The organism is Janthinobacterium violaceinigrum, assembly GCF_009208555.1.
Classification (GTDB): Bacteria; Pseudomonadota; Gammaproteobacteria; order Burkholderiales; family Burkholderiaceae_D; genus Janthinobacterium; species Janthinobacterium violaceinigrum.
The window spans coordinates 128,207-149,451 of the sequence record NZ_WFLI01000010.1 but is presented as its reverse complement, the minus strand read 5'-3'; the positions used below and the strand labels follow the sequence as shown (position 1 = coordinate 149,451).

The 21,245-nt window shown below is 65.2% G+C and carries 18 protein-coding genes; 9 read left to right on the top strand and 9 right to left on the bottom strand.

Going from position 1 to position 21,245, the window contains the following annotated elements; genetic code table 11:
* The first annotated feature begins 264 nt into the window (after nucleotides 1-264).
* The 5 genes from kynU (at nucleotide 265) to GCN75_RS11235 (ending at nucleotide 6,277) form a co-directional block, all read left to right on the top strand.
* Nucleotides 265-1,515: a kynureninase gene (gene kynU, locus GCN75_RS11255; protein WP_152257171.1), complete on the top strand. Its 1,251-nt coding sequence runs from the start codon at nucleotides 265-267 to the stop codon at nucleotides 1,513-1,515.
* A gap of 8 nt (nucleotides 1,516-1,523) precedes the next feature.
* Entirely contained in the window at nucleotides 1,524-2,414 is an 891-nt protein-coding gene (gene kynA / locus GCN75_RS11250; protein WP_152282604.1) for a tryptophan 2,3-dioxygenase, read from the top strand.
* Nucleotides 2,415-2,553: 139 nt separating this feature from the next.
* Nucleotides 2,554-3,099, top strand: coding sequence for an RBBP9/YdeN family alpha/beta hydrolase (locus GCN75_RS11245; RefSeq protein ID WP_152282603.1), 546 nt, complete (start codon nucleotides 2,554-2,556; stop codon nucleotides 3,097-3,099).
* 95 nt (nucleotides 3,100-3,194) lie between these two features.
* The gene (locus GCN75_RS11240) at nucleotides 3,195-5,249 is read left to right on the top strand and encodes a toxin-antitoxin system YwqK family antitoxin (protein WP_152282602.1); all 2,055 of its coding nucleotides are present in this window, start codon (nucleotides 3,195-3,197) and stop codon (nucleotides 5,247-5,249) included.
* 2 nt (nucleotides 5,250-5,251) lie between these two features.
* The gene (locus GCN75_RS11235) at nucleotides 5,252-6,277 is read left to right on the top strand and encodes a leucine-rich repeat domain-containing protein (RefSeq protein WP_152282601.1); all 1,026 of its coding nucleotides are present in this window, start codon (nucleotides 5,252-5,254) and stop codon (nucleotides 6,275-6,277) included.
* 2 nt (nucleotides 6,278-6,279) lie between these two features.
* Here GCN75_RS11235 and GCN75_RS11230 read toward each other — a convergent pair whose 3' ends face one another.
* Entirely contained in the window at nucleotides 6,280-7,317 is a 1,038-nt protein-coding gene (locus GCN75_RS11230; protein WP_152282600.1) for a hypothetical protein, read from the bottom strand.
* Nucleotides 7,318-7,451: 134 nt separating this feature from the next.
* On the opposite strand from GCN75_RS11230, the gene GCN75_RS11225 reads away from it, so the two are divergent.
* Nucleotides 7,452-8,183: an alpha/beta fold hydrolase gene (locus tag GCN75_RS11225; RefSeq protein WP_152282599.1), complete on the top strand. Its 732-nt coding sequence runs from the start codon at nucleotides 7,452-7,454 to the stop codon at nucleotides 8,181-8,183.
* Here the strand turns inward: GCN75_RS11225 and GCN75_RS11220 are convergent.
* From GCN75_RS11220 to GCN75_RS11205, 4 genes are all read right to left on the bottom strand, one after another.
* A complete protein-coding gene (locus GCN75_RS11220; RefSeq protein ID WP_152282598.1) occupies nucleotides 8,160-8,525 on the bottom strand; it encodes a hypothetical protein in 366 nt (121 codons plus the stop codon). The two genes, GCN75_RS11225 and GCN75_RS11220, sit on opposite strands and share 24 nt — an antisense overlap.
* A complete protein-coding gene (locus GCN75_RS11215; RefSeq protein WP_152282597.1) occupies nucleotides 8,522-8,872 on the bottom strand; it encodes a hypothetical protein in 351 nt (116 codons plus the stop codon). The genes GCN75_RS11220 and GCN75_RS11215 overlap by 4 nt, the downstream gene beginning before the upstream one ends.
* A gap of 187 nt (nucleotides 8,873-9,059) precedes the next feature.
* A complete protein-coding gene (gene htpG / locus GCN75_RS11210) occupies nucleotides 9,060-10,979 on the bottom strand; it encodes a molecular chaperone HtpG (protein ID WP_152282596.1) in 1,920 nt (639 codons plus the stop codon).
* A 98-nt stretch (nucleotides 10,980-11,077) separates the two neighbouring features.
* Nucleotides 11,078-12,496 carry an aminotransferase-like domain-containing protein gene (locus tag GCN75_RS11205; protein WP_226941294.1) on the bottom strand — a complete coding sequence of 473 codons (1,419 nt, stop codon included), beginning with the start codon at nucleotides 12,494-12,496 and terminating at the stop codon, nucleotides 11,078-11,080.
* 134 nt (nucleotides 12,497-12,630) lie between these two features.
* On the opposite strand from GCN75_RS11205, the gene GCN75_RS11200 reads away from it, so the two are divergent.
* Nucleotides 12,631-13,542: a DMT family transporter gene (locus GCN75_RS11200; protein ID WP_152282595.1), complete on the top strand. Its 912-nt coding sequence runs from the start codon at nucleotides 12,631-12,633 to the stop codon at nucleotides 13,540-13,542.
* Nucleotides 13,543-13,718: 176 nt separating this feature from the next.
* Nucleotides 13,719-14,912, top strand: a complete 1,194-nt coding sequence (locus GCN75_RS11195) for an aminotransferase-like domain-containing protein (RefSeq protein WP_152282594.1) — start codon at nucleotides 13,719-13,721, stop codon at nucleotides 14,910-14,912.
* Nucleotides 14,913-15,001: 89 nt separating this feature from the next.
* On the opposite strand, the gene GCN75_RS11190 is transcribed toward GCN75_RS11195, so the two are convergent.
* Nucleotides 15,002-15,433, bottom strand: coding sequence for a hypothetical protein (locus GCN75_RS11190; protein ID WP_193317468.1), 432 nt, complete (start codon nucleotides 15,431-15,433; stop codon nucleotides 15,002-15,004).
* Between GCN75_RS11190 and GCN75_RS11185 the strand changes: the two genes are divergently transcribed.
* Nucleotides 15,317-16,675 (top strand): diguanylate cyclase domain-containing protein, encoded by a 1,359-nt coding sequence (locus tag GCN75_RS11185; protein WP_152282592.1) that lies wholly within the window; start codon nucleotides 15,317-15,319, stop codon nucleotides 16,673-16,675. The genes GCN75_RS11190 and GCN75_RS11185 overlap by 117 nt on opposite strands.
* Nucleotides 16,676-16,788: 113 nt before the next feature.
* On the opposite strand, the gene GCN75_RS11180 is transcribed toward GCN75_RS11185, so the two are convergent.
* The 3 genes from GCN75_RS11180 to GCN75_RS11170 all read right to left on the bottom strand — a co-directional run bounded on the left by GCN75_RS11180 (nucleotide 16,789) and on the right by GCN75_RS11170 (nucleotide 21,230).
* A complete protein-coding gene (locus GCN75_RS11180) occupies nucleotides 16,789-19,092 on the bottom strand; it encodes a TonB-dependent hemoglobin/transferrin/lactoferrin family receptor (protein ID WP_152282591.1) in 2,304 nt (767 codons plus the stop codon).
* Between the two features lie 251 nt (nucleotides 19,093-19,343).
* Nucleotides 19,344-20,921, bottom strand: a complete 1,578-nt coding sequence (locus GCN75_RS11175) for an FGGY-family carbohydrate kinase (protein WP_152282590.1) — start codon at nucleotides 20,919-20,921, stop codon at nucleotides 19,344-19,346.
* Nucleotides 20,922-20,924: 3 nt separating this feature from the next.
* Nucleotides 20,925-21,230 carry a hypothetical protein gene (locus GCN75_RS11170; protein WP_152282589.1) on the bottom strand — a complete coding sequence of 102 codons (306 nt, stop codon included), beginning with the start codon at nucleotides 21,228-21,230 and terminating at the stop codon, nucleotides 20,925-20,927.
* Nucleotides 21,231-21,245: the final 15 nt, after the last annotated feature.

Below are 21,245 nucleotides of genomic sequence, written 5' to 3'. Positions count from 1 at the left end.
AGTCCCATCCGTTTTTGACCGGTTTGACACCGTTCATGTAATCGTTGACGGCGGCGTCTGGCAAAACTTTAGGGTTATTTGAAAATATTTTGAAAAATCGTGATTTTTTTCGTTGACGCCCCGCAGGGCGGCTATTTTCACGCTGCATCCAGGGCAGAAATACCGCTTTGCGGCAGGGATTTGCTACACTGCCTGCTTCCGCACAATACTTTAGGCTTCAAGCAATATCGTGCCATTCAGATAAGTACCAAAATGAAAGCCACCATGATTTCTCGACATGACTGCAGCGCGCGCGACCTCGATGATCGTCTGGCGCCCCTGCGCCAGCAATTCGACTTGCCGCAAGGCGTGATTTACCTCGACGGCAATTCCCTGGGTGCGCGGCCGAAGGCAGCGCTGGCCCGTGCCCAGCACGTCATCACGGCCGAATGGGGCACGGACCTGATCCGCAGCTGGAATACGGCTGGCTGGTTCGACCTGCCCAAGCGCCTGGGCGACCGCCTGGCCCCGCTGCTGGGCGCCGGCACGGGCGAAGTGGTGATCACCGACACCACCTCCGTCAACCTGTTCAAGGCGCTGGCCGCCGCCCTGCAGATGCAGGCCGCCGATCCCGCCCATGCCGCGCGCAGGAGCATCGTCAGCGAACGCAGCAACTTCCCCACCGACCTGTACATGGCACAAGGCCTGGCGGCCTGGCTGGACCGGGGCTACCAGCTGCGCCTGGTCGACAGTCCCGAGGAACTGGCGCAAGCCATCGACGCCGATTGCGCCGTCGCCATGCTCACGCACGTCAACTACCGCACCGGCTACCAGCACGACATGGCCGCCATCAGCAGCCATTGCCACGCGCAAGGGGCGCTGGCGCTGTGGGACCTGGCCCATTCGGCCGGCGCCGTGCCGCTGGACCTGAACGGCGCCGGCGCCGACCTGGCCGTCGGCTGCACCTATAAATACCTGAATGGCGGCCCCGGCTCGCCCGCCTTCATCTGGGTGCCGGAAAAGCACCAGGCGCGCTTCCGCCAGCCGCTGTCCGGCTGGTGGGGCCACGCCACGCCGTTCGCCATGGATCCGGGCTTTGCGCCGGCCGACGGCATCGCCCGCGCCCTGTGCGGCACGCAGCCGATTCTCTCGCTGGCCCTGGTCGAATGCGGCCTGGAGATCTTCGCGCAGACGAGCATGGAAGCCATCCGCCACAAGTCGCTGGCCCTGACGGACCTGTTCATCGCGCTGGTGGAACAGCGCTGCGCCAGCCATCCGCTGGGCCTCGTCACGCCGCGCGAACATGCGCGGCGCGGCAGCCAGGTCAGCTTCACGCACCCGCACGGCTATGCCGTGATGCAGGCGCTGATCGCGCGCGGCGTGATCGGCGACTACCGCGAGCCGGCCATCATGCGCTTCGGTTTCACGCCCCTGTACACGAGCTTTGCCGACGTGTGGGATGCCGTGGAAATCCTGCGCGACATCCTCGACACCCAAGCCTACGACATCGCCGCCAAGCGCGACGCCGTCACCTGATCCATCCCATGAGCGACGACAAGAATATGAACAAGGAAAACAGCAGCGGCTGCCCCATGCACGCTGGCGGCCAGCAAGGCGCCGAGTGGCATGGCGCGCAGATGGATTTCAGCGAATCGATGAGCTATGGCAACTACCTGGCGCTGGACCGCATCCTCACGGCCCAGCATCCGCTCTCGCCCAACCACAATGAAATGCTGTTCATCGTGCAGCACCAGACCAGCGAACTGTGGATGAAGCTGATGCTGCACGAAATGCATGCCGTGCGCGCCAACCTGCAAAGCGGCGACCTGGCGCCCGCCTTCAAGATGCTGGCCCGCGTGGCGCGCATCATGGACCAGCTGGTGCATGCCTGGGACGTGCTGGCCACCATGACGCCGCCCGAATACACGGCCATCCGGCCCTACCTGGGCGCCTCGTCCGGCTTCCAGTCCTTCCAGTACCGCGAAATCGAATTCATCTTGGGGAACAAGAACGCCGCCCTGCTCAACGTGCATACGACGGCGCCCGACACCTACAAGGTGCTCGACGCCGCCCTGCGCACGCCGTCCGTCTACGATGAAGCCATCAAGCTGCTGGCGCGCAGCGGCCTGCCCATCGCTCCCGAGCGCCTCGATGCCGACTGGACCCTGCCGACCAGCGCCGACGCCTCGGTCAAGGCGGCCTGGCTGGAAGTCTACCGCGACCCGTCGAAACACTGGGCCCTGTACGAACTAGCCGAAAAGCTGGTGGACCTGGAAACGGCCTTCCGCTTCTGGCGCTTCCGCCATGTTACGACGGTGGAACGCATCATCGGCTTCAAGACGGGCACGGGCGGCACGGCGGGCGTGAGCTACTTGCGCAAGATGCTCGACGTGGTATTGTTCCCGGAGTTGTTCGCCCTACGCACCGAACTTTAAAAGTGCCAGACCAAATCTACTGCGCGGCGCGCCTTGCGGCCTGCGATGCTCACTGTGCATGCGCACAGCTGCGCGTCTCGACTACAATCCACTGCCGCTCGCCACGATTTTGTCCGGCATTTATTTATAAGGAAAAATGATGTCGCCTCTGATCCTGACCCTGGCCGGCCTGTGGAATTCCGGGCCGCAGCACTGGCAAACCCGTTGGGAAGCGCGCCACCCGCAATGGTCGCGCGTGCCGCACGGGCAATGGCAGACGCCGGACAAGGACGAGTGGGTGACGGAACTCGACCGCGCCATTGCCGCCTGCCCGCGCCCGCCCGTGCTGGCCGCGCACAGCCTGGCCTGCGCGCTGGTGGCCCACTGGGCTGCCAGCGGCTCGCCGCACAGGATCGCCGGCGCCTTCCTCGTCGCCCCCAGCGACGTGGAAGCGCCCTCCTACCCTGCGGGCACGACGGGCTTTGCGCCCATGCCGCTGCAAGCCTTGCCGTTTCCCAGCCTGGTAGTCGCCAGCGGCGATGATCCCTACGTCAGCTTCGCGCGCGCACGCGCGTTTGCCGCCGCCTGGGGCAGCGAACTGACCATGATCGGCGACGCCGGCCATATCAACGGCGATGCGGGCTACGGCCCCTGGCCCGAAGGCGAACAGCTGCTGCTGGACTTCTGCGCCGCGCACCAGCCCTGAACCGGGGCGCGCACGATAGGCCCGTATTTGCCCACAAGTAAGAACGCAGGCAGAATCGTGGCCTTTCCATTGCGGCGCCCGGCGCCAGCCCCACGATGAAACGTCTGCTTTTGCCCTTGCTCCTCTGCTCTGCGCTGGCCCACGGCGCGCCCTTTTATGAAGGCAAGAGCCTCGCCCATCCCGCCATCAGCGCGTCGCAGGACAGCGGCTTCGATATCGCCTTCCTCAAGGAAAAGGATGGCGTGAATGGCTACTATTGCGAGTGCAAGGGCGGCAGCGCGAAACCCGTCCTGCTCGACCAGTTCGGCAACGCCGTCATCCGCTCCGTCTTCTACGCCTCGCTGGACAAGGAGACGAACGACAGCGTGCAAACCATGCTGGTGCTGTTCCGCCAGGGCGACAAGAATGGCTTGCGCGCCTACCGCTACCACCGCAGTTCCGGCAAATACCGGCGCCTCGACGGCTTGCAGCCGGCCCTGAACCGCATCGCGGCGCAAAGCACCAATCCCAATGCAGGGCAAGTCAAGGCGGCGCTGGCCAAGCTGGCGCCCATGGACTACAGCGTCGCGCGGGGCAAGAGCGGCAATGCGGACTTCGACGCCATCGACCATACGCAAGGCACCATCGTCGGCTACTACAGCGATGACGGCAAGCCCGTGGCCGCCGGCAGCACGGACGCCATCACCTACAAGAAAACCTTCCTGAAAAAAGGCGAGCGCTACCTGACGGCCAGCTATACCCTGTACAGCGATGCGGGCGCCGGCATCCTGCCCAATTACCGCCTGTGGCAAGTGACGTGGGAAACGGCGCCGCAGCAGTTCACGGGCAGCGAAGACGGCCCGTCGATCTTCTACAGCCTGGCCTGGGACGATGGCTCGGTGGTCGAACGGGGCCAGTACGTGAAAGGCAAGCGCCAGGGGCTGTGGGTGCGCGAAGGCATGCATGAAGGCAGCGAAAAAGGCCATTTCGTCGACGGCCTGCAGGAAGGCCTGTGGCGCTTCGATTACCCAAGGCAGAGCGAGAGCGGCATGTACCGGGCCGGCAAGCGCGAAGGCCGCTGGACGGTCGTCAACTATGCCGACGAAGACGAAGTCACGGGTTTCGATACCTATGCGGGCGGCCAGCTCAATGGCCCGCACGAACGCAGCATGGGAGGCCAGCTGCGCACGCGCGGCAACTACGTCAACGGCACGCGCCATGGGCCGTGGATCACGGAAGACGGCGACGGCAACTTCATCGACGGCTTGCGCGACGGCCCGTGGAAGCTCAAGCTCAAGGACAAGGCCACGCAAAGCGTCACTTTCGTGAACGGCAAGAAGCAGGGCGAGGCGGTCGACACGGACGCCAGCGGCGCGCTGCGCCTGCGCGACCATTACCAGGCGGGCATGCTGGACGGCGCGCGCACGCGCTACCTGGGCCCCGCCGGCAAGGAATACGTGGTCTACACGGCCACCTTCCGCAGCGGCCAGCTGGACGGGCGCGAACAGGCGTTCGACGACAGCGGCAAGATCCTGCGCCTCGACACCTTGTGGGACAACGGCAAGAAGCAGGGCCTGGACGCGCGCTACTACCCGAACGGCAAGCCGGAACGCCTGGCCGTCATCGACCAGGGCCGCCTGCTCACGCACCTGCGCGAATACTATGAAGACGGCCAGCTGTTCAACGACATCCACCGCTGCACCTTCCAGGAATACGGCAGCACGCGCGACGACGTGTGCGAGTACCACCACATGTACTACCCGGACGGCAAACCGCAGTCTTACTACGCCTTCCAGTACGGCCAGCGCCAGGAGGGATACGAGAACTACCCGAACGGCAAGCGCAAGAACGAACTGCTGGTCGACCGCGCTGCCGATACCTCCGTCTTCAACGTGTACTACGAAAGCGGCCAGCTCAAATGCACGGAGCCGCGCAGCGGCCACAGCACGCGCACGGTGAATGGCCAAACCATGAACAGCTACGCGTCGACCGACCGCGACGGCGACAATATCTGCTACCACCCGAACGGCAAGGTGGCCAGCATTTTCATCTTCCGCAAGCGCGTGCTCGTCGATTGCGGCAAGCGCTACGATGACACGGGCAAGCAGACGTTCCCGGGGCCGGAAGGCTGTCCGCCCCCCAGGCAGGTTACCTACCCCATAGGATTGTGATCATGACGCAAGCAGAACGGCCGCAGTGCATCCAGAACCCCGAGCGCATCGACGCCGCGGCGATCCGCGCCGCCATCGCCGCTGGCAAGCAGGTGCTGGTGCAGTTCAATACCCTGGCCGAGCCGGAACCGCTGCTGGCCGACCTCGACGCCCTGGCCGCCACCTGCGGCACGGCGCTGACCATCCGCATCTACGGTTACGACCCGAGGGTGTTCGATGCGCGCATCCTGCGCGCGCTGCCGCATGTGGCCAGCCTGTCCATCGACTACCACCGGCAAGCCATCCACCTGGAAGCGCTGGGTGAACTACGCCACCTGAAGCGCCTGAGCCTGGGCGTGTACGAACTGGCGCAAGCCGACATCCTGCAGCTGGAGAATTTGCGCGGCCTCGAATACCTGCATCTGGGCGAGTCGGCCAGGGACAATATCGACCTGGCGCCCCTGCGCCACTATGCGCACCTGGCCAGCCTGGTCATCGAGGGCCACCACCAGCACATCGACACCGTGGCCGGCCTGCCCGCGCTGCACGAGCTGTCGCTGTACCGTATCAAGAACAAGGTGCCGCTGGATTTCATTTCGCAGATGGCCCGCCTGGAAAGGCTGCTGCTGCAGCTGGGCGGCCGCGCATCGATCGCGCACATCGAGGCGCCGCTGCTGAGGAAACTGGAAGTGATACGCGTGCGCGGCCTGGAAACGCTGGGCGACATCGGCCGCTTCCCGCTGCTGCAGGCGCTATGGGTGGAAGACCAGATCAAGCTGCGGCAGATCGCGCTGGGGCCCAATCCCGTGCTTGAACGCCTGAACCTGCACACCTGCAAGACGCTCGACAGCCTGCCCGGCCTCGCCACCTTGCCCGCCCTGCGCCAGTTGTCGGCATCCGAGACCATGCTCGACATCGACGCCTTGCTGGCGCATGGCTTGCCCCCGTCCCTGACGCATGCGCGCCTGCGCACCGGCAGGAAGACACGCGACGACGCCATCGCCGCGCAGCTGGTGCAACTGGGCTACGAGCAGCCGCGCCCTGGCTGAAATCAGCGGCTGGCCGCCAGCTTGCGCTGCCACAGCGCCACGTCGATCATCACGCCGTCAGGACCCGTGTTGCGGATGTAGACGCGGTAGCTGCCCTGCCCCATGTCGCCATCGAGGTAGGCCGTGCGCTCGTTGCGCTGCAGCCGGGCGCCCTTGGCCAGCTGGCGGTAGCGCTCCACCACCGTGTCAAAACTGGCATAGCTGCGCAGCGCCACTTCCAGGTCGCGCGGCGGGCGGCCTTCGGCATGGTCCAGCACATTGTTCTGTTTCTTGCCCTTCAAGGTGAGGGGATAGGCAAACACGCCCGCGCCGGCCGACGTCAGCACCGTGGATTTATCGAGCAGCAGCGGCAGCAGCGCGGGCGGATACGCGGGCGGCAACTGGGCGCGGTTCCAGCCCGGCAAGGCCGGCTGCGCCAGCACATATTCGACCGTGGCGATCTTCTGCCCGTCGGCGCCCGCTTCCTTGTCGCCCGCGATCAGCGCCAGCATGGGCGGCAATTGCCGGGCCCAGGCCAGCAAGGGCGCCGCTTCGCCGACCAGCATGCCCTTGCGGTGAAAGACCGTCAGCACCGCGTTCGGATCGGGATTGCAGACTTTCGCCAGCGGCTGCCCCTCAAGGTGGCAATGGCCGTTGACGAGGCCAAAGGCGATGATGGCGCCGCGCTTGTCGAGCAGCATGGCGCCCCGTTCGCGGCCCTGCTTGCGGTCATTCATCGACGCCAGCAGCTGGCGGCCATCGGCCAGCACGGTGCGCGTGGCGTCGCGCTTTTCGCTGATCGCCTCGAGCGCCTGCGCCAGCAGCAGTTCATCGTCTTCCGTGTAGCTGCCGCGCGCGTAACCGAAGAAGTCGAACAGGACGGCGCGCACTTGCGGGTCTTCGCTCAGGCGCGGCAAGGGGCCGCCGGCCAGCAGCGAAGACAGGCTTTTCCCGGCCGGCGCCGAGGGTGCCGCCGTGGCACAGGCGGGCTGGGAAAGGACGCAGGCCGCTGCCAGCACGGCGCCGCCCAGGGTGCGGTAATTCGAAAAGATGATATGCATGATTCTGTCAGTCGGGGATTTGGCCGCAATTGCGGCCACGCAGGGCGCGCCGGCGATTCTAGCATGGCCTCAGCCCCCATGCGGCGCGGCTGGCGGACGGCGCGTGCGCCGGCGGGGCTGCTATGATGGCCGCAATGACGATACCATCCCCTGCCTCGCCCCTGCTTGTCCTCCTGCCCGGCATGGATGGCACGGCCAGTCTGTTCCGGCATTTTGAGGCCGCCCTGCACGCGCAGGCAGCCATCGGCACCCGGGCCATCGCCTACCCGGCCGTACCGCTGGACTACGCGGCACTGGAAGCGTTCGTGCGCGAGCGCCTGCCGCGCGACCGCCCTTTCGTGGTGCTGGCCGAGTCGTTTTCGGGACCGCTGGGCGCCGCCCTGCGCGCCGCGCCGCCGCCCGGCATGCAAGCCCTGGTCCTGTGCTGTTCGTTCGTGCGCAATCCGCGCCCGATGCTGGCGCCGCTGCGCCACCTGCTGGATCTGCTCCCCTTTGGCGCCCTGCCCGGCTTCGCCCTGCGCCAGGCGCTGCTGGCACCCTATGCCACGCCGCAATTGCAGGCAGAGCTGGCGGGGGCGCTGGCGCAGGTACCCCCTGGCGTGCTGCGCCAGCGCCTGCGCGCCGTGCTGGAAACCGACGCCTCGCGCAGCTTCGCGCGCGGCAGCCTGCCCGTACTGTATCTGCGCGCCCACCACGACCGCCTGGTGCCGCCCGCCAATGCGCTGCACATCGCGCGCCTGGCACCGGGCACGCAGCTGGCCGATATCGCCGCGCCGCACATGCTGCTGCAGGCGGCGCCGGCAGCGGCAGCCGGCGCCGTCGCCGCCTTTGTCAACGCCCTGTCAGCCGCGCAGGTATCCGCTTAAACGCGCGCTGGCCAGCACGGCCAGCCAGCTCAAGCTGCCCGACAGCACGCTGAAGTAGATGGCCCGCAGCGGATGCTGGGGCAGCAGATACGCGAGCACGGCCGCACCCAGCAAGCCGCACAGCAGCGCTTTCATCCTGCCAGGCGGCAGCAGCGCCAGCAACAGATTCGTGCCCGCATACACATAAAACACCAGCAGCAAGGCCAGGCCGCCCGCCACGCCGCGCGAGCCAAGGCTGCCGAACAGCTGCGTGTACAGGAAAAATCCCAGCCAGCTCAACGCGATAAACAGCAGGCAGCCCAGCGCATGCGCGCCCAGGCCCGCCATCAAACGGATTTTCATGGCTGCTTGAGTACGGGAACGAAGCGGTGGCCGCAGGCATGGCACATGAAAGTGCGCGCATATTTGTCCTGCAGGGCGGCGGCCTCCTTGTCCCAATTGGCGACGAAGGTCGTTTGCGACAAGGCGATGGACGCGACGCCCCCTGCCACGAAGATCCAGAACAGGCCATTTGCGCCAGCCTGGTAAAAGACGACGGCGGCGATGACAAAAATGATCACGCCCAGCACGATCAGCCCTGCCTTCTGGTGGGTCTGCATCGTCGGCCTGGCGGCCTGGCGCGACAGCAAGGTCTGGCTGTGCGTATGCGCATGGCCGTGGATGAAATCACCATCTATCCTGCCCGACATATGGGTCGATGTGCCTGAAATGCCGGAGGCATGCACCATGGAGAGGCGTTGAACGTTGGAACTGTCACATGCCGGGCAATGCGCCATTGCTTTTTCCATAAAATAAAATAATCGCGCACTGTAGCATAAAAAAAGCCGGCCCTTTCACGAGGAAAGGGCCGGCTTGCCGACGTTTGCGGTCAGGAAATTACTTCGCCGTATTGAGCAGCAATTCGTTCAGGCGTTTCACGAAACTGGCCGGATCGGCCAGCGAACCGCCTTCGGCCAGCATGGCCTGGTCGAACAGGATGTTGGCCCAGTCGCCGAACTTGCCGCCTTCCGCGTCTTCATACTTCAAACGCGTCACCAGCGGGTGGTTCGGATTGATTTCCAGAATCGGCTTCGATTCCGGCGCGCTCTGGCCCGCAGCTTTGAGCATGCGCAGCAGGTTGCCCGACAATTCGTTTTCATCGGCCACCAGGCAGGCTGGCGAATCGGTCAGGCGGAACGTCACGCGCACGTCCTTGGCCTTGTCGGCCAGCACGGTCTTCATCTTGCCTACCAGGTCGGCGTACGAGGTTTCCGTTTCTTCGTGCTCTTTCTTTTCCGCTTCGTCTTCCAGCGCGCCCAGATCCAGGCCGCCCTTGGCGACGGAGACCAGTTCCTTGCCTTCGAAATCCTGCAGGAAGGACAGCATCCATTCATCGACACGGTCCGTCAGCAGCAGCACTTCGACACCCTTCTTGCGGAAGATTTCCAGGTGCGGGCTGTTCTTGGCGGCGGCGTAATTGTCGGCCGTGACGTAGTAGATCTTGTCCTGGCCTTCCTTCATGCGCGCCACGTAGTCGGCGAACGAGGTGATTTGCTCATCGCTGTCGTTGGCCGTCGAGGCAAAGCGCAGCAGCTTGGCCAGACGCTCCTTGTTGGCCGCATCTTCGCCGATGCCTTCTTTCAGCACCTGGCCGAATTCCTTCCAGAAGACGGCGTACTTGTCTTTCTTGTCCTGCTCGTCCGCGTTCGCCAGTTCTTCCAGCATGCCCAGCACGCGCTTGGTCGAGCCTTCGCGGATCACTTTCACGTCGCGCGATTCCTGCAGAATTTCACGCGATACGTTCAGCGGCAGGTCGGCCGAGTCGATCACCCCGCGCACGAAACGCAGGTAGGTCGGCATCAATTGCTCGGCATCGTCCATGATGAAGACGCGCTTGACGTACAGCTTGATGCCGCCGCGCTTGTTGCGGTCCCACATGTCGAACGGTGCCTTGGCCGGGATGTACAGCAGCTGCGTGTACTCGCTGCGGCCTTCGACGCGGTTGTGCGTGTGCGTGAGCGGCGCCTGGAAGTCGTGCGACACATGCTTGTAGAACTCGTCGTACTGTTCCGGCGTAATGTCGGCCTTGTTGCGGGCCCACAGGGCGCTGGCCTGGTTGACGGTTTCGAATTCGTCTTTCAGGACGGTTTCTTTTTTCTCTTCGTCCCACTCTTCCTTCTGCATCACGATCGGCAGCGAGATATGGTCCGAATACTTGCGGATGATGGATTTGATCTTCCAGCTCGACAGCAACTCGTCCTCGCCTTCGCGCAGGTGCAGGATGATGTCCGTGCCGCGCGATGGCTTGTCGATCGATTCGATGCTGTAGTCGCCTTCGCCGCTTGACTCCCAGCGCACGCCTTCGGAGGCGTCCACGCCGGCGCGGCGCGTTTCGACGGTGATCTTGTCGGCCACGATGAAGCCGGAATAGAAGCCCACGCCGAACTGGCCGATCAGGGCCGCGTCCTGCTGCTGGTCGCCCGACAGCTTGCCGAAGAATTCCTTGGTGCCCGACTTGGCGATGGTGCCCAGGTGCGAGATCGCCTCGTCGCGGGTCATGCCGATGCCGTTGTCGGAAATGGTGATGGTGCGCGCATCCTTGTCGAAGCTGACCTTGATCTTCAATTCGTGATCGTTGCCGTACAGGGCGTCGTTATCGATCGCTTCAAAGCGCAATTTGTCGGCCGCGTCGGACGCGTTCGAGATCAATTCGCGCAGGAAGATTTCCTTGTTCGAGTACAGGGAATGGATCATCAGGTGCAGCATCTGCTTCACTTCGGTCTGAAAACCCAGGGTTTGCTTTTCGGAGACAGCCATTTTTACCTCATAGTCTTGTGGATGGGACGGATTCTACGGAGTTGGGGATGCTACAGGCGATTTCAAGAGCCCCTGCCGAATGTCATGAAATGTCCAGTTTACCGCAGTGCGCGGCCCAGGAATGCCCAGATGCGCTCATCCTGCACGGTGGCCAGGTTCAGGCGCATGCGGGTCGACGGCAGCTGGCGCGGGGAAAACAGGCTGCCCGGCGCCAGCACCAGCCCCTCGGCCAGCGCCTTTTCGGCCAGCAGATTCGTGTCGCAACCCGCATCGGCCCACACGAACATGCCGGCCGGCGCAGGATCGAAACGCAGGCCCGCCTGCTCGACCTTGCGGTACGTGCTCTCGCGCACCTTGTCGAGCCGCGCGCGCAGGCGCTCCGCATGCTTGCGGTACAGCCCCTGCGAGAGGATTTTGTACACCACGCGCTCGCCGATGTCGCTGGTGGTCAAGGTGGCCAGCATCTTGCGGTCGGCCAGGCGCTGCGCCCGCTCCGGCGAGGTGGCGATGAAGCCCACGCGCAGGTTCGCCGCCAGGCTCTTGGAAAAGCCGCCCAGGTAAATCACGCGGCGCAGCTGGTCCAGCGCAGCCAGGCGCGTGGCCGGCTGCACGGCGCCGCCCGGGTGCATGTCGCAATAGATATCATCTTCGACGAGCAGGAAGTCGTGCTGTTCGGCCAGGCGCAGCACCTGGAAAGCCTTGGCCGCCGACAGCGACGTCGAACTGGGGTTGTGCAGCACCGAATTGATCACGTACAGCCTGGGGCGGTGCAGGGCCGCCAGCTCGGCCAGCACGGCGATGTCAGGGCCGTCGGCCAGGCGCGGGATGCCGATGACGTGCATGCCCATGGCGGCAAACGCGCCGAACATCAGCCAATACGCAGGATCGTCGACGAAAATCGTTTCACCGGGACGCACGAACTCGCGCGCCACCAGGTCCAGCGCCTGCATCACGCCCACCGTGGTGACGATCTGTTCGGGCGGGCAGGCGATTTCCATCTCCGCCAGCTTCAGTTGCAGCTGCTGGCGCAGCGGCAGGAAACCCTGCGGTGCGCCGTAGCCCAGCAGCAAATTGCCGGGCTGGCGGCTGACGTCGCGCAAGGCGCGCGCCACCAGGTCGCCATCGAGCCATTCGGCGGGCAGCATGCCGGAGCCGGGCGCGGGGATGGCCGGCGTCTGGCGGAACATATTACGGATCAGCCACACCACGTCCATGGGCTGCGCCGCCGCATCCAGCACGCCAGCGGGCGGCACCGGCGTATTCAGGGGCGAACGCTCGCGCACGAAAAAGCCGGCGCCGCGCCGCGATTCGAGATAGCCGCGCGCCACCAGCTTGTCGTAACTGGCCACCACCGTGGCGCACGACACGCCCAGCGTGGCGGCGCACTGGCGGATCGACGGCATGCGCGCGCCGCCGCGCAGCAGCTTGTCATCGATGCGCGCCGCCAGCGAGCGCGCGATCTGGTCGATCAGGGTTTCGCCCGAGGCGCGCGACAGCAAAGGAAGTGTATGACTCATTTGACCATGACAGTATGTGAAATTATGCGTGAAAGTGTATTTGTACTGTATTGCTATTCGGCTCTAGGATAGCAGGATGGGGCGCATTCATCCACCCCGCCGCCTTCACCCATGCCACCCGTACCAGGATACCCATGCCATCGCACGCCAGCACTTCCTCCAGCCACTCCCTGCGCCTTGGCGCCGACCGCCAAGGCCTGTTGCTGGGCCTGATCGCCGTCGCCCTCTTCAGCCTGACCCTGCCGTTTACGCGCCTGGCCGTGGCCGAACTCGACCCCACTTTTGTCGCCCTGGGCCGCGCCCTGGTGGCCGCCAGCCTGGCCGGGCTGTGGCTCTGGCACCAGCGCGCGCCCCTGCCGCGGCGCGAGCAGTGGCTGCCGCTGGCGCTCGTCTCGCTGGGCTGCGTGCTGGGTTTCCCCTGGCTGACGTCGATCGCCATGCGCAGCCTGCCCGCTTCGCACGGCGCCGTGCTGGTGGGCATCCTGCCGCTGGCCACGGCCGTGTTTGCCGTACTGCGCGGCAAGGAACGCCCGTCCCCCGCGTTCTGGCTGATGGCCCTGCTCGGCACGGCGCTGGTGGTGGCCTTCGCCCTGCGCCAGGGCGGCGGCAGCTTCCACCTGGCCGACTGGCTGATGTTCGCCGCCGTGCTGCTGGGCGCGCTCGGCTACGCGGAAGGGGGGCGCCTGGCGCAAGCCATGCCGGGCCAGCACGTGATTTCCTGGGCGCTGCTGCTGGCCGTGCCTTTTGTCTTGCCCGTGGTGCTGTGGAGCGCCTGGCCGCAGCGCGCGCTGATGGCGCAGGCCAGCGCCGCGGCCTGGCTGGGCTTTGCCTACATCTCCGTGTTTTCCATGTTTATCGGTTTCTTTTTCTGGTACCGGGGCATGGCGCTGGGCGGCGTGGCCCGCGTGGGACAGACGCAGCTGCTGCAGCCTTTCCTCACCCTGGTGGGCGCGGCCGTGCTGCTGCACGAGCCGCTCGAAGGCGCCAGCCTGCTGTTTGCCGGCGCCGTGATCGCCGTGGTGGCGATCGGACGCAAGCTGAAGTAACGCTGCTTGACGCCCATTTGCAACGCCCTTGCGCGTGCGGATGGGCAGAGCGGCGTGCAAGCCGTACAATACCGCAGCACCTTGGCGGCGCCTATCCGGCGCCGCTCGCGCACGCACCGCCACAAGCGGGCCAACAAATCCAGCCGGCGCAGCTCGGCATCTTCTGTGAGACTCGTATGAAAATTGAAAATCCGAATCCGATCCAATGGCGCTTTGCCGAACGCGCGGAACAGCTGCAAAGCTCGTTCATCCGCGAAATCCTGAAGATCACGCAGCGTCCCGAGATCATCTCGTTTGCCGGCGGCCTGCCCTCGCCCGCCACCTTCCCTGTGGAAGAAATGAAGACGGCCTTCGACAAGGTCCTGTCGAACAATGGCAAGGTGGCCCTGCAATACGGTCCCACCGACGGCTACCTGCCGCTGCGCCAGTGGATCGCCGACTCGCTCTCCAGTACTGGCAGCACCATCGCGCCGGAACAGGTGCTGATGACGTCCGGCTCGCAGCAGGCGCTGGACTTGCTGGGCAAGGTCCTGATCGACGAAGGCAGCAAGGTCCTGGTGGAAACCCCCAGCTACCTGGGCGCCCTGCAGGCGTTTTCCGTCTACCGTCCCGAATTCGTTTCCGTCGACACCGATGACGAAGGCCTGGTGCCGTCGTCGGTCAACCCCGTCGCCGAGGGCGCGCGCCTGTTGTACGCGCTGCCGAACTTCCAGAACCCCACGGGCCGCAGCCTGTCCGTGGCGCGCCGCGTGGAACTGGTGGAAACCTGCGCCCGCCACGGCCTGCCCCTGATCGAGGATGATCCGTACGGCGCCCTCAGCTACAGCGGCGAGCCGTATCCGAAGATGATCAACATGAATCCGGACGGCGTGATCTACATGGGTTCGTTCTCGAAAGTGCTCACGCCCGGCATCCGCCTGGGCTACGTGGTGGCGCCGATGCCGCTGGTGCGCCGCCTGGAACTGGCCAAGCAGGCAGCCGACCTGCACACCTCGCAGCTGACGCAGATGGTCGTGCATGAAGTGATCAAGGATGGCTTCCTGGACCGCCATATCCCCAGCATCCGCAGCCTGTACGGCAACCAGTGCCAGGCCATGCTGTCGGCGCTGGAAGAGCACTTCCCGGCCGGCGTCACCTGGACGAAACCGGAAGGCGGCATGTTCATCTGGGTCACCCTGCCGAAACACATCGATGCGATGCAACTGCTCGACGAAGCCATCGCCAACAAGGTGGCCTTCGTGCCGGGCGCGCCGTTCTACGCGAACACGCCGGACACGCACACCTTGCGCCTGTCGTTCGTGACGGTGCCGCCGGAACGCATCCGCGAAGGCATCGCCATCCTGGGCAAGCTGATCGCCGCAAAAATGTAATTGCCTCCCTTGCGCCCCGCATGCCGCGGGGCGCATCCCTGCTGCCCGGGCGTCAACGGGCACGCATCTATTCCGCCTAAAATCCGCGTTCACGACAGCAACTTCGTGTATTTATTTTTAAAAGTAGCATAAAAATAATATTTCATCGCCTCGCTCGGCAGCGATTTTTCACCCAAAAAATTAGCAAAGCGGTATGATTTGAGCGCTGTATCAGATTTGAACCCGGTCAGCCTTTGACTGCACGTGTACATGCGCTCACGGTCCGCGGTCTGCGGCCAGGGCCACACTCCCGCTGCCACCCTGCCTGCCGCCATCCGCGGCGGCCACGGCATGCAGGGCTTCGGCAGCGCCGAAAGTGCAGCAACTGCTGGCATCGCAGAATACATCCGAGAAGGCCGGAAGCAATGAGTCCAGGCAGTGTGGGGCATTCCCAGCGGCGTGTAGCCGCCATTTTGATTGTCGATGATGCGCCGGCCAACCTTGAGCTGCTGCGCAAGCTGATGAGCGAACAGGGGTATCAAACCTATGTCGCCACGTCCGGCGAACGGGCGCTGGCCATCGCCCAGCGCGCCCATCCCGACCTGATCCTGCTCGACGTGCTGATGCCGGACATGGATGGCATCGAAACCTGCCGCCGCCTCAAGCAGCACCCGCTGACGCAGCGCATCCCCGTCATCTTCATGAGCGCCAAGACGGAGACGGAAGACGTGGTGGCCGGCTTCGACTGCGGCGCCGTCGATTACATCGGCAAGCCGCTGCGCATGGCCGAAGTGTGCGCGCGCGTGCGCGCCCAGCTGCAAATCCGCAGCAACAATGAAACGCAGCAGGAACAGGCCGAGCGCCTGCGCACCATCGTCAACAACATGGCCGAGGGCTTGCTGATCATCGAGGCCGATGGCCGCATCCAGTACACCAATCCCGCCTGCGACCAGTACCTGGGCTACCGCGAAAACGAACTGGCCGGGCGCTCCATCGCCGAGCTGCTCAGCCCTCTCGTGACGCAGGAATACCTCGATTACTTCGCCATGTACGCGGCCAATCCGGAGACGGCGCACAACCACGGCACGCGCGAAGTGGCCATCCGCCACCGTAACGGCGAGGCGCTCAGCATGGACCTGACCCTGACGCCCATGTATCTGCGCCAGCCCCTGTATATCGGCCTGCTGCACGACATCACGCACCACAAGCAGTCGGAAGACGCGCTGCAGCGCGCCGCCTATCTCGACCCGCTGACGAAGATCGCCAACCGCCGGCATTTCGACAGCTTCCTGGAAAAAGAGTGGCAGCGCGCCGTGCGTGGCGGCAGCGCCCTGTCGCTGGTGGTGCTCGACGTCGACCATTTCAAGCTGTACAACGACAGCCTGGGCCACCCGGCCGGCGACAGCTGCCTGCAGCAGGTGGCGCAAGCCATCGATTCGCACGCCGCGCGCCCGGGCGACCTGGCGGCCCGCTACGGTGGCGAGGAATTCGTCCTGCTGTTCGCCGACACGGACGCCGGCAACGCCATGCTGCTGGCCGAGGCCATCCGCACGCACATCGAAGCGCTGCAACTGCCGCACCCGCGCTCCAGCACCTCGCCGTGGATCACCGTCAGCATCGGCGTGGCCACCATCGAGCCGCACCAGCTGGACGACCGCAAGGCCCTGTTCGTCGCCGCCGACCGCGCCCTGTACGCGGCCAAGGAAGGAGGCCGCAACCAGGTGCGCGCCATGCAGTCGGGCAGCACGGCCTGGGAGACGGTCAAGGCGCTGGTGCTGCGGTGATGTTGTCGGGCCCGGGCCAAGCGGGCCTGAAAAATAGCGAGGGCAAGGAGCTGCAACGCTGCCATCGGCATTTTCTCAGGCCCGCGTCTCCGGCCCGCCATTCTTGACGCAAATCAGAACTTCCTCGACACACTCAGCTTTGCATTGCGTCCCACGCCCGTCACCGCCTCGCTCAGGTAGGGCATGTAATTGCGGTTGAAGACATTGTCGACCGTCAGCCGCACTTCCGTGCCGCGCCAGATGCCCTGCCGGCCATTCCACGCAGCGAACAGGGTGTGCAGCGCATAGCCTTTCGACGGCGGCAAGCGGTACACATTGCCCACCGGCAGGACACGGTCCTGTTTGGCCACGAAGCGGCCCTGCCAGCCGATGCTGGCGCCCAGGTCCGGCATGCGCCAGCCCAGGCCCGCCATCAGCTTGTCCGGCGCGATCGTCGACACGGGTTCGTCCGCGCCCCACGGGTCGCGCTGCGATCCGGTGCGCGTGCCGCGCTGCTTCGACAGCGAGGCGCTGGCAAACAGGCGCGGCGAGTTGTAATAGGACTCGACTTCCACGCCCTGCGTATGGAAGCCGGCCAGGTTGCGGTAGTCGGACAGGGCCGGCGGCACCTTGCCCGATCCCGGCACATAGCCTTCGATCAGGATGCCCAGGCGCGGGCCGATGTTGTCGCTGACCTTGTTGCGGTAGGCAGTCAGGCGCAGCTGCACGTCGTCGCGTTCCATGAACACGTTCTGGTGGTGCAGCATGGCGCCCATGCGCACGGCTGTCACCCGCTCCACGGCCAGGTCGCGGCTGGTGCCCGGCGTGGATGAACCAAGCCTGGACGAGACATAGTATTCATTCGAATACATCTCGTCGATCGTCGGCGCGCGCCAGGTGCGGCTCAAGTCGCCGAACAGCGCCAGCGTGCCGGACGCCTTCCAGAACAGGCCCAGGCGGGGCGACCAGTCCTCGTGCGCCTTTTCGCGGAAATCGTGGCCCGCCTCGGGCAGCGGGCTGTTGTAGCGCGACGCCTTGTTCGGCACGCCCTCGGAAACGACACGGTCATGGCGCAGCGCCGCCGTCAAGGTGACGCTGCCATAGGTCATCGCGTCCTGCAGATACAGGCCCGTGGTCTCCTGGCGCCCGGCCGGCATGTAGTAGGGCTGGAAATAGCCATAGTTATACGTGGGGTCCTTCAGCGCCGTCGACGACGGGTAGTACATCAGGGTGTCGCGCACGTTCTTGTGCCATTGCAGGCCCGTTTGCAGCACGTGCGATACGGCGCCCGTGGAAAACACGCTTTCGTTGCGCACTTCGGCGATGCGGTCCACATACGAAGCCCAGCTCTCGTTGCCCAGCGACCCCAGGTAGGAACCCAGCGACGCCGATGGCAGGCGCTTGTCATGCTGGTCCGTGTGCGAATAGCCGGCGCTGGCCGTCAGCTTGATCCACGGGTTGTCCTGCGGCGCATACTGCCATTTCACGGAATACGTGTCGTCGTTCTGGTCGCGGTACACGGCCTTGCGCTGCCACGCCTCTTCCAGCCCGTACTTCCTGATTTCCGCCTCGGTCGGCGTGGGCACGTCCTCGCCCATGGCGGCGAACGGGCCCCAGCCCGTGCTGCCGCTCTTCATCGCCGTCAGGGTCAGCAGCTGCTCCGGCGTCAACCGGATATTCAGTTTCGCCAGACTCGATGGCGCATCGATGGCGGAAAAGCGGAAAGGCTTGCCATCGGGTTTGCGCAAATCGTCCGACTTGCGCTGCGTGGTAAACGCCATCGCATCGAAGCGGCCATCGGCCGTGCGGCCGTAGACGGCCACGGTGGCGTCGTTTTCCCCATTGTTCGAGTGGCGCGAATACTTCACCATGGCGCCCACGTTCTCGCCGCCTTCCAGCAAGTCCTGCGCATCCTTGGTCTCGACCGTGATGACGCCGCCGAAGCCGCCATTGCCATACAGGCTGGTATGCGCACCCTTGTTCACTTCGATCTGCTTGATCAGCTCAGGCTCGATGAAGATGGAACCCTGGCGGTATTTTTCGAACCCCTTGGGCACGCCGTCGAGGATGACCTTCACGTCCTGGACTTTATTGAAGCCCCAGATATTGAGGCTCTGGCCGCTGGGACGGGCCGTGCCGGCCAGGTCCACGCCGGGCAAGGTGTCGAGCAGCGAGGCCACGTTGTCCGCTTGCTGGCGTTCGATGTCGGCGCTGCTGATGTACGAACGTCCGGCCGTGCCGGCGCTGATGGCGTCGCCAAACACGCTGATGGCGGGCATCTGCGTGTCGTTCTTTGCCGCGTCGTCCTTGCCGGCCTTGTCGGCCGCCCAGGCGCTGCCGCCCACGCTGCCCAGCACCAGTGCCAGCGCGGCGGCCATCGGCGTCAATCCGCCCGTACGCGCCGTGGCGCACCATCCTTGTTTGCTGCTGATCTTCATTGCTATCCTTGCCTGGGGTTGCTCACTACTTCATGCTTCTGGAATGAAAAAATGCTGGGCAGAGGGAACAGACAGTGCACGATCAAGCGGCGGCGTTGAAGGGAGCGTGGCGGCGGCATTCTGCCCGCGCGAAAACGCGCCGGCGCGTGGCCGGCGGCGTAGCGCACTCACCGGGGATGTATTGCCTTAGTGAAATGCGGAACACATCATAACCTCAATGCGAATGATTCGCAATACGATTTGATGGCTGCTTATTCAGGATAGCCGGTGATGTCGGCAATCTCGCGGTACAGGGGCTGCAGCCGCGCATACATCTTGCGGTACACGCGCCGGTACAGCTGCTCGTAAGTCTGGCTGTGTTCGGGATGGGGCTGGAACACCCTGCCCTTGCGCGTCATGGCCTGCACGGCGGCGGGGAAATCCGCATGCCAGCCCAGGCCCACGGCGGCGGCGATGGCGGCGCCCAGGCCCGAGCTTTCATACACGTGAGCGCGCGCGGCGGGCAAGCCGAAGATATCGGCCGTCAGCTGCATGGCCGCGTCGCTTTGCGAGCCGCCGCCCGCGATGCGCAGCTCCGTGATGGCAATGCCGCTGCGCTGCTCGATGCGCTCCTTGCCTTCGCGCAGCGCATACGCCAGGCCTTCGAGGATGGCGCGGTAGATGTGTGCGCGCGTGTGCACGTCGCCAAAGCCGATCATGGCGCCCTTCGCTTCCGGTCCCGGCACCTTGATGCCGGGGCTCCAGTACGGCTGCAGCATCAGACCCATGGAACCGGGCGGCACAGCCTCGACCAGGCGGTCGAACAGCGCCTCGGCGGACAAACCCGTGCCGTCTTCGGCCGCGGCGGCCCGTTCGCGGTCGCCGAACTGCTCCTTGAACCAGTTGACCATCCAGTAGCCGCGGAAGATCTGCACTTCCGTGCTGTAGGCGCCCGGCATGGCGGCCGGATACGGCGGGATGAAGCGCGTCACTTCCACGTACTTGCGGTTGGTCGTGTTGATGGTGGCCGTGGTGCCGTAGCTCAGGCACGCCACGTGCGGCTCCACGCAGCCGGCGCCCAGCACTTCGCACGCCTTGTCGGCGGCCGCCGCCAGCAAGGGGGTACCTTCCGGGATGCCCGTCGCCGCGGCCGCAGCGGCCGTGATGGCGCCCATGCGCGTGCCCGGCGTCACCAGCTCGGGCAGCATGGCGCGTTGAATCGCCAGCGCCTGCCATTTCCAGTCGAAGCGCCCGGCCCACGCGTGGCGCTTGTAGTCGAACGGGATGTAGGCCACTTGCGATCCCGTCGAATCGACGTAATTGCCGCACAGGCGGTGATTCAGAAAACCCGACAGCAGCAGGAATTTATGCGTGCGGCGCCAGATGTCGGGCTGGTGCGCGCTGATCCAGTTGATTTCGGCCTCGCGGCGGAAATACGCAATCGTGCCATCGAGGCGCGTGACGCGGAAAGCGGCGCGCCACCACGGCGCCAGCTGGGGAATCTGGTGCGTGCTGCGCTGGTCCAGCCAGGTGATGGCGGGCCGCAAAGGCTGGCCCTCCCGGTCCACATTGACCACCGTGCCGCGCTGCGTGGTGACGGCCACGCCGGCCACCGAGGATCTGGCGATGTCCGTGCCGCGCCACAGCTGCTGGCACGCTTCGCACACGGCTTGCCAGTAGCCGTCGGCGTCATGCTCGGCCCAGCCCGGGTGCTCGGAGTAATACGGTTCGAGGAAGACTTGCGCCTTGGCCGCCAGCGTGCCGTCTCGGTCGAACAGCAGCGCGCGCACGCTTTGCGTGCCGTTATCGATGGAGAGGATATACGGGCCATTGCCCTGTGCGGCAGCCATGGCTCAGGCCACGCTGGCCAGCGCGGCGCGCAGCGCCTGCAGCAGCGCCTGCGGATCTTTTTCCGGCTGCGCGCTGAACACGGGCGCTTCCCAGTCCTGTCCCCGCACGGCCACCACGCGCAAGCGCCCCTGCGCATGCCAGGCCGGATACCAGCCCACGTCGACGATGTCGCCATTCGCGCACGTGATCTGCAGCAGGTCCTCCCCCAGGTCGTCGACGAGGGCGGCCACGCTCTGGCGCAGGTCCAGCGGCGACAGGCTGTCATAGGTGATGCGGGCATCGCCCAGCGCCAGGGGCTGGCCAAACAAGGTGGTCTCGATGAT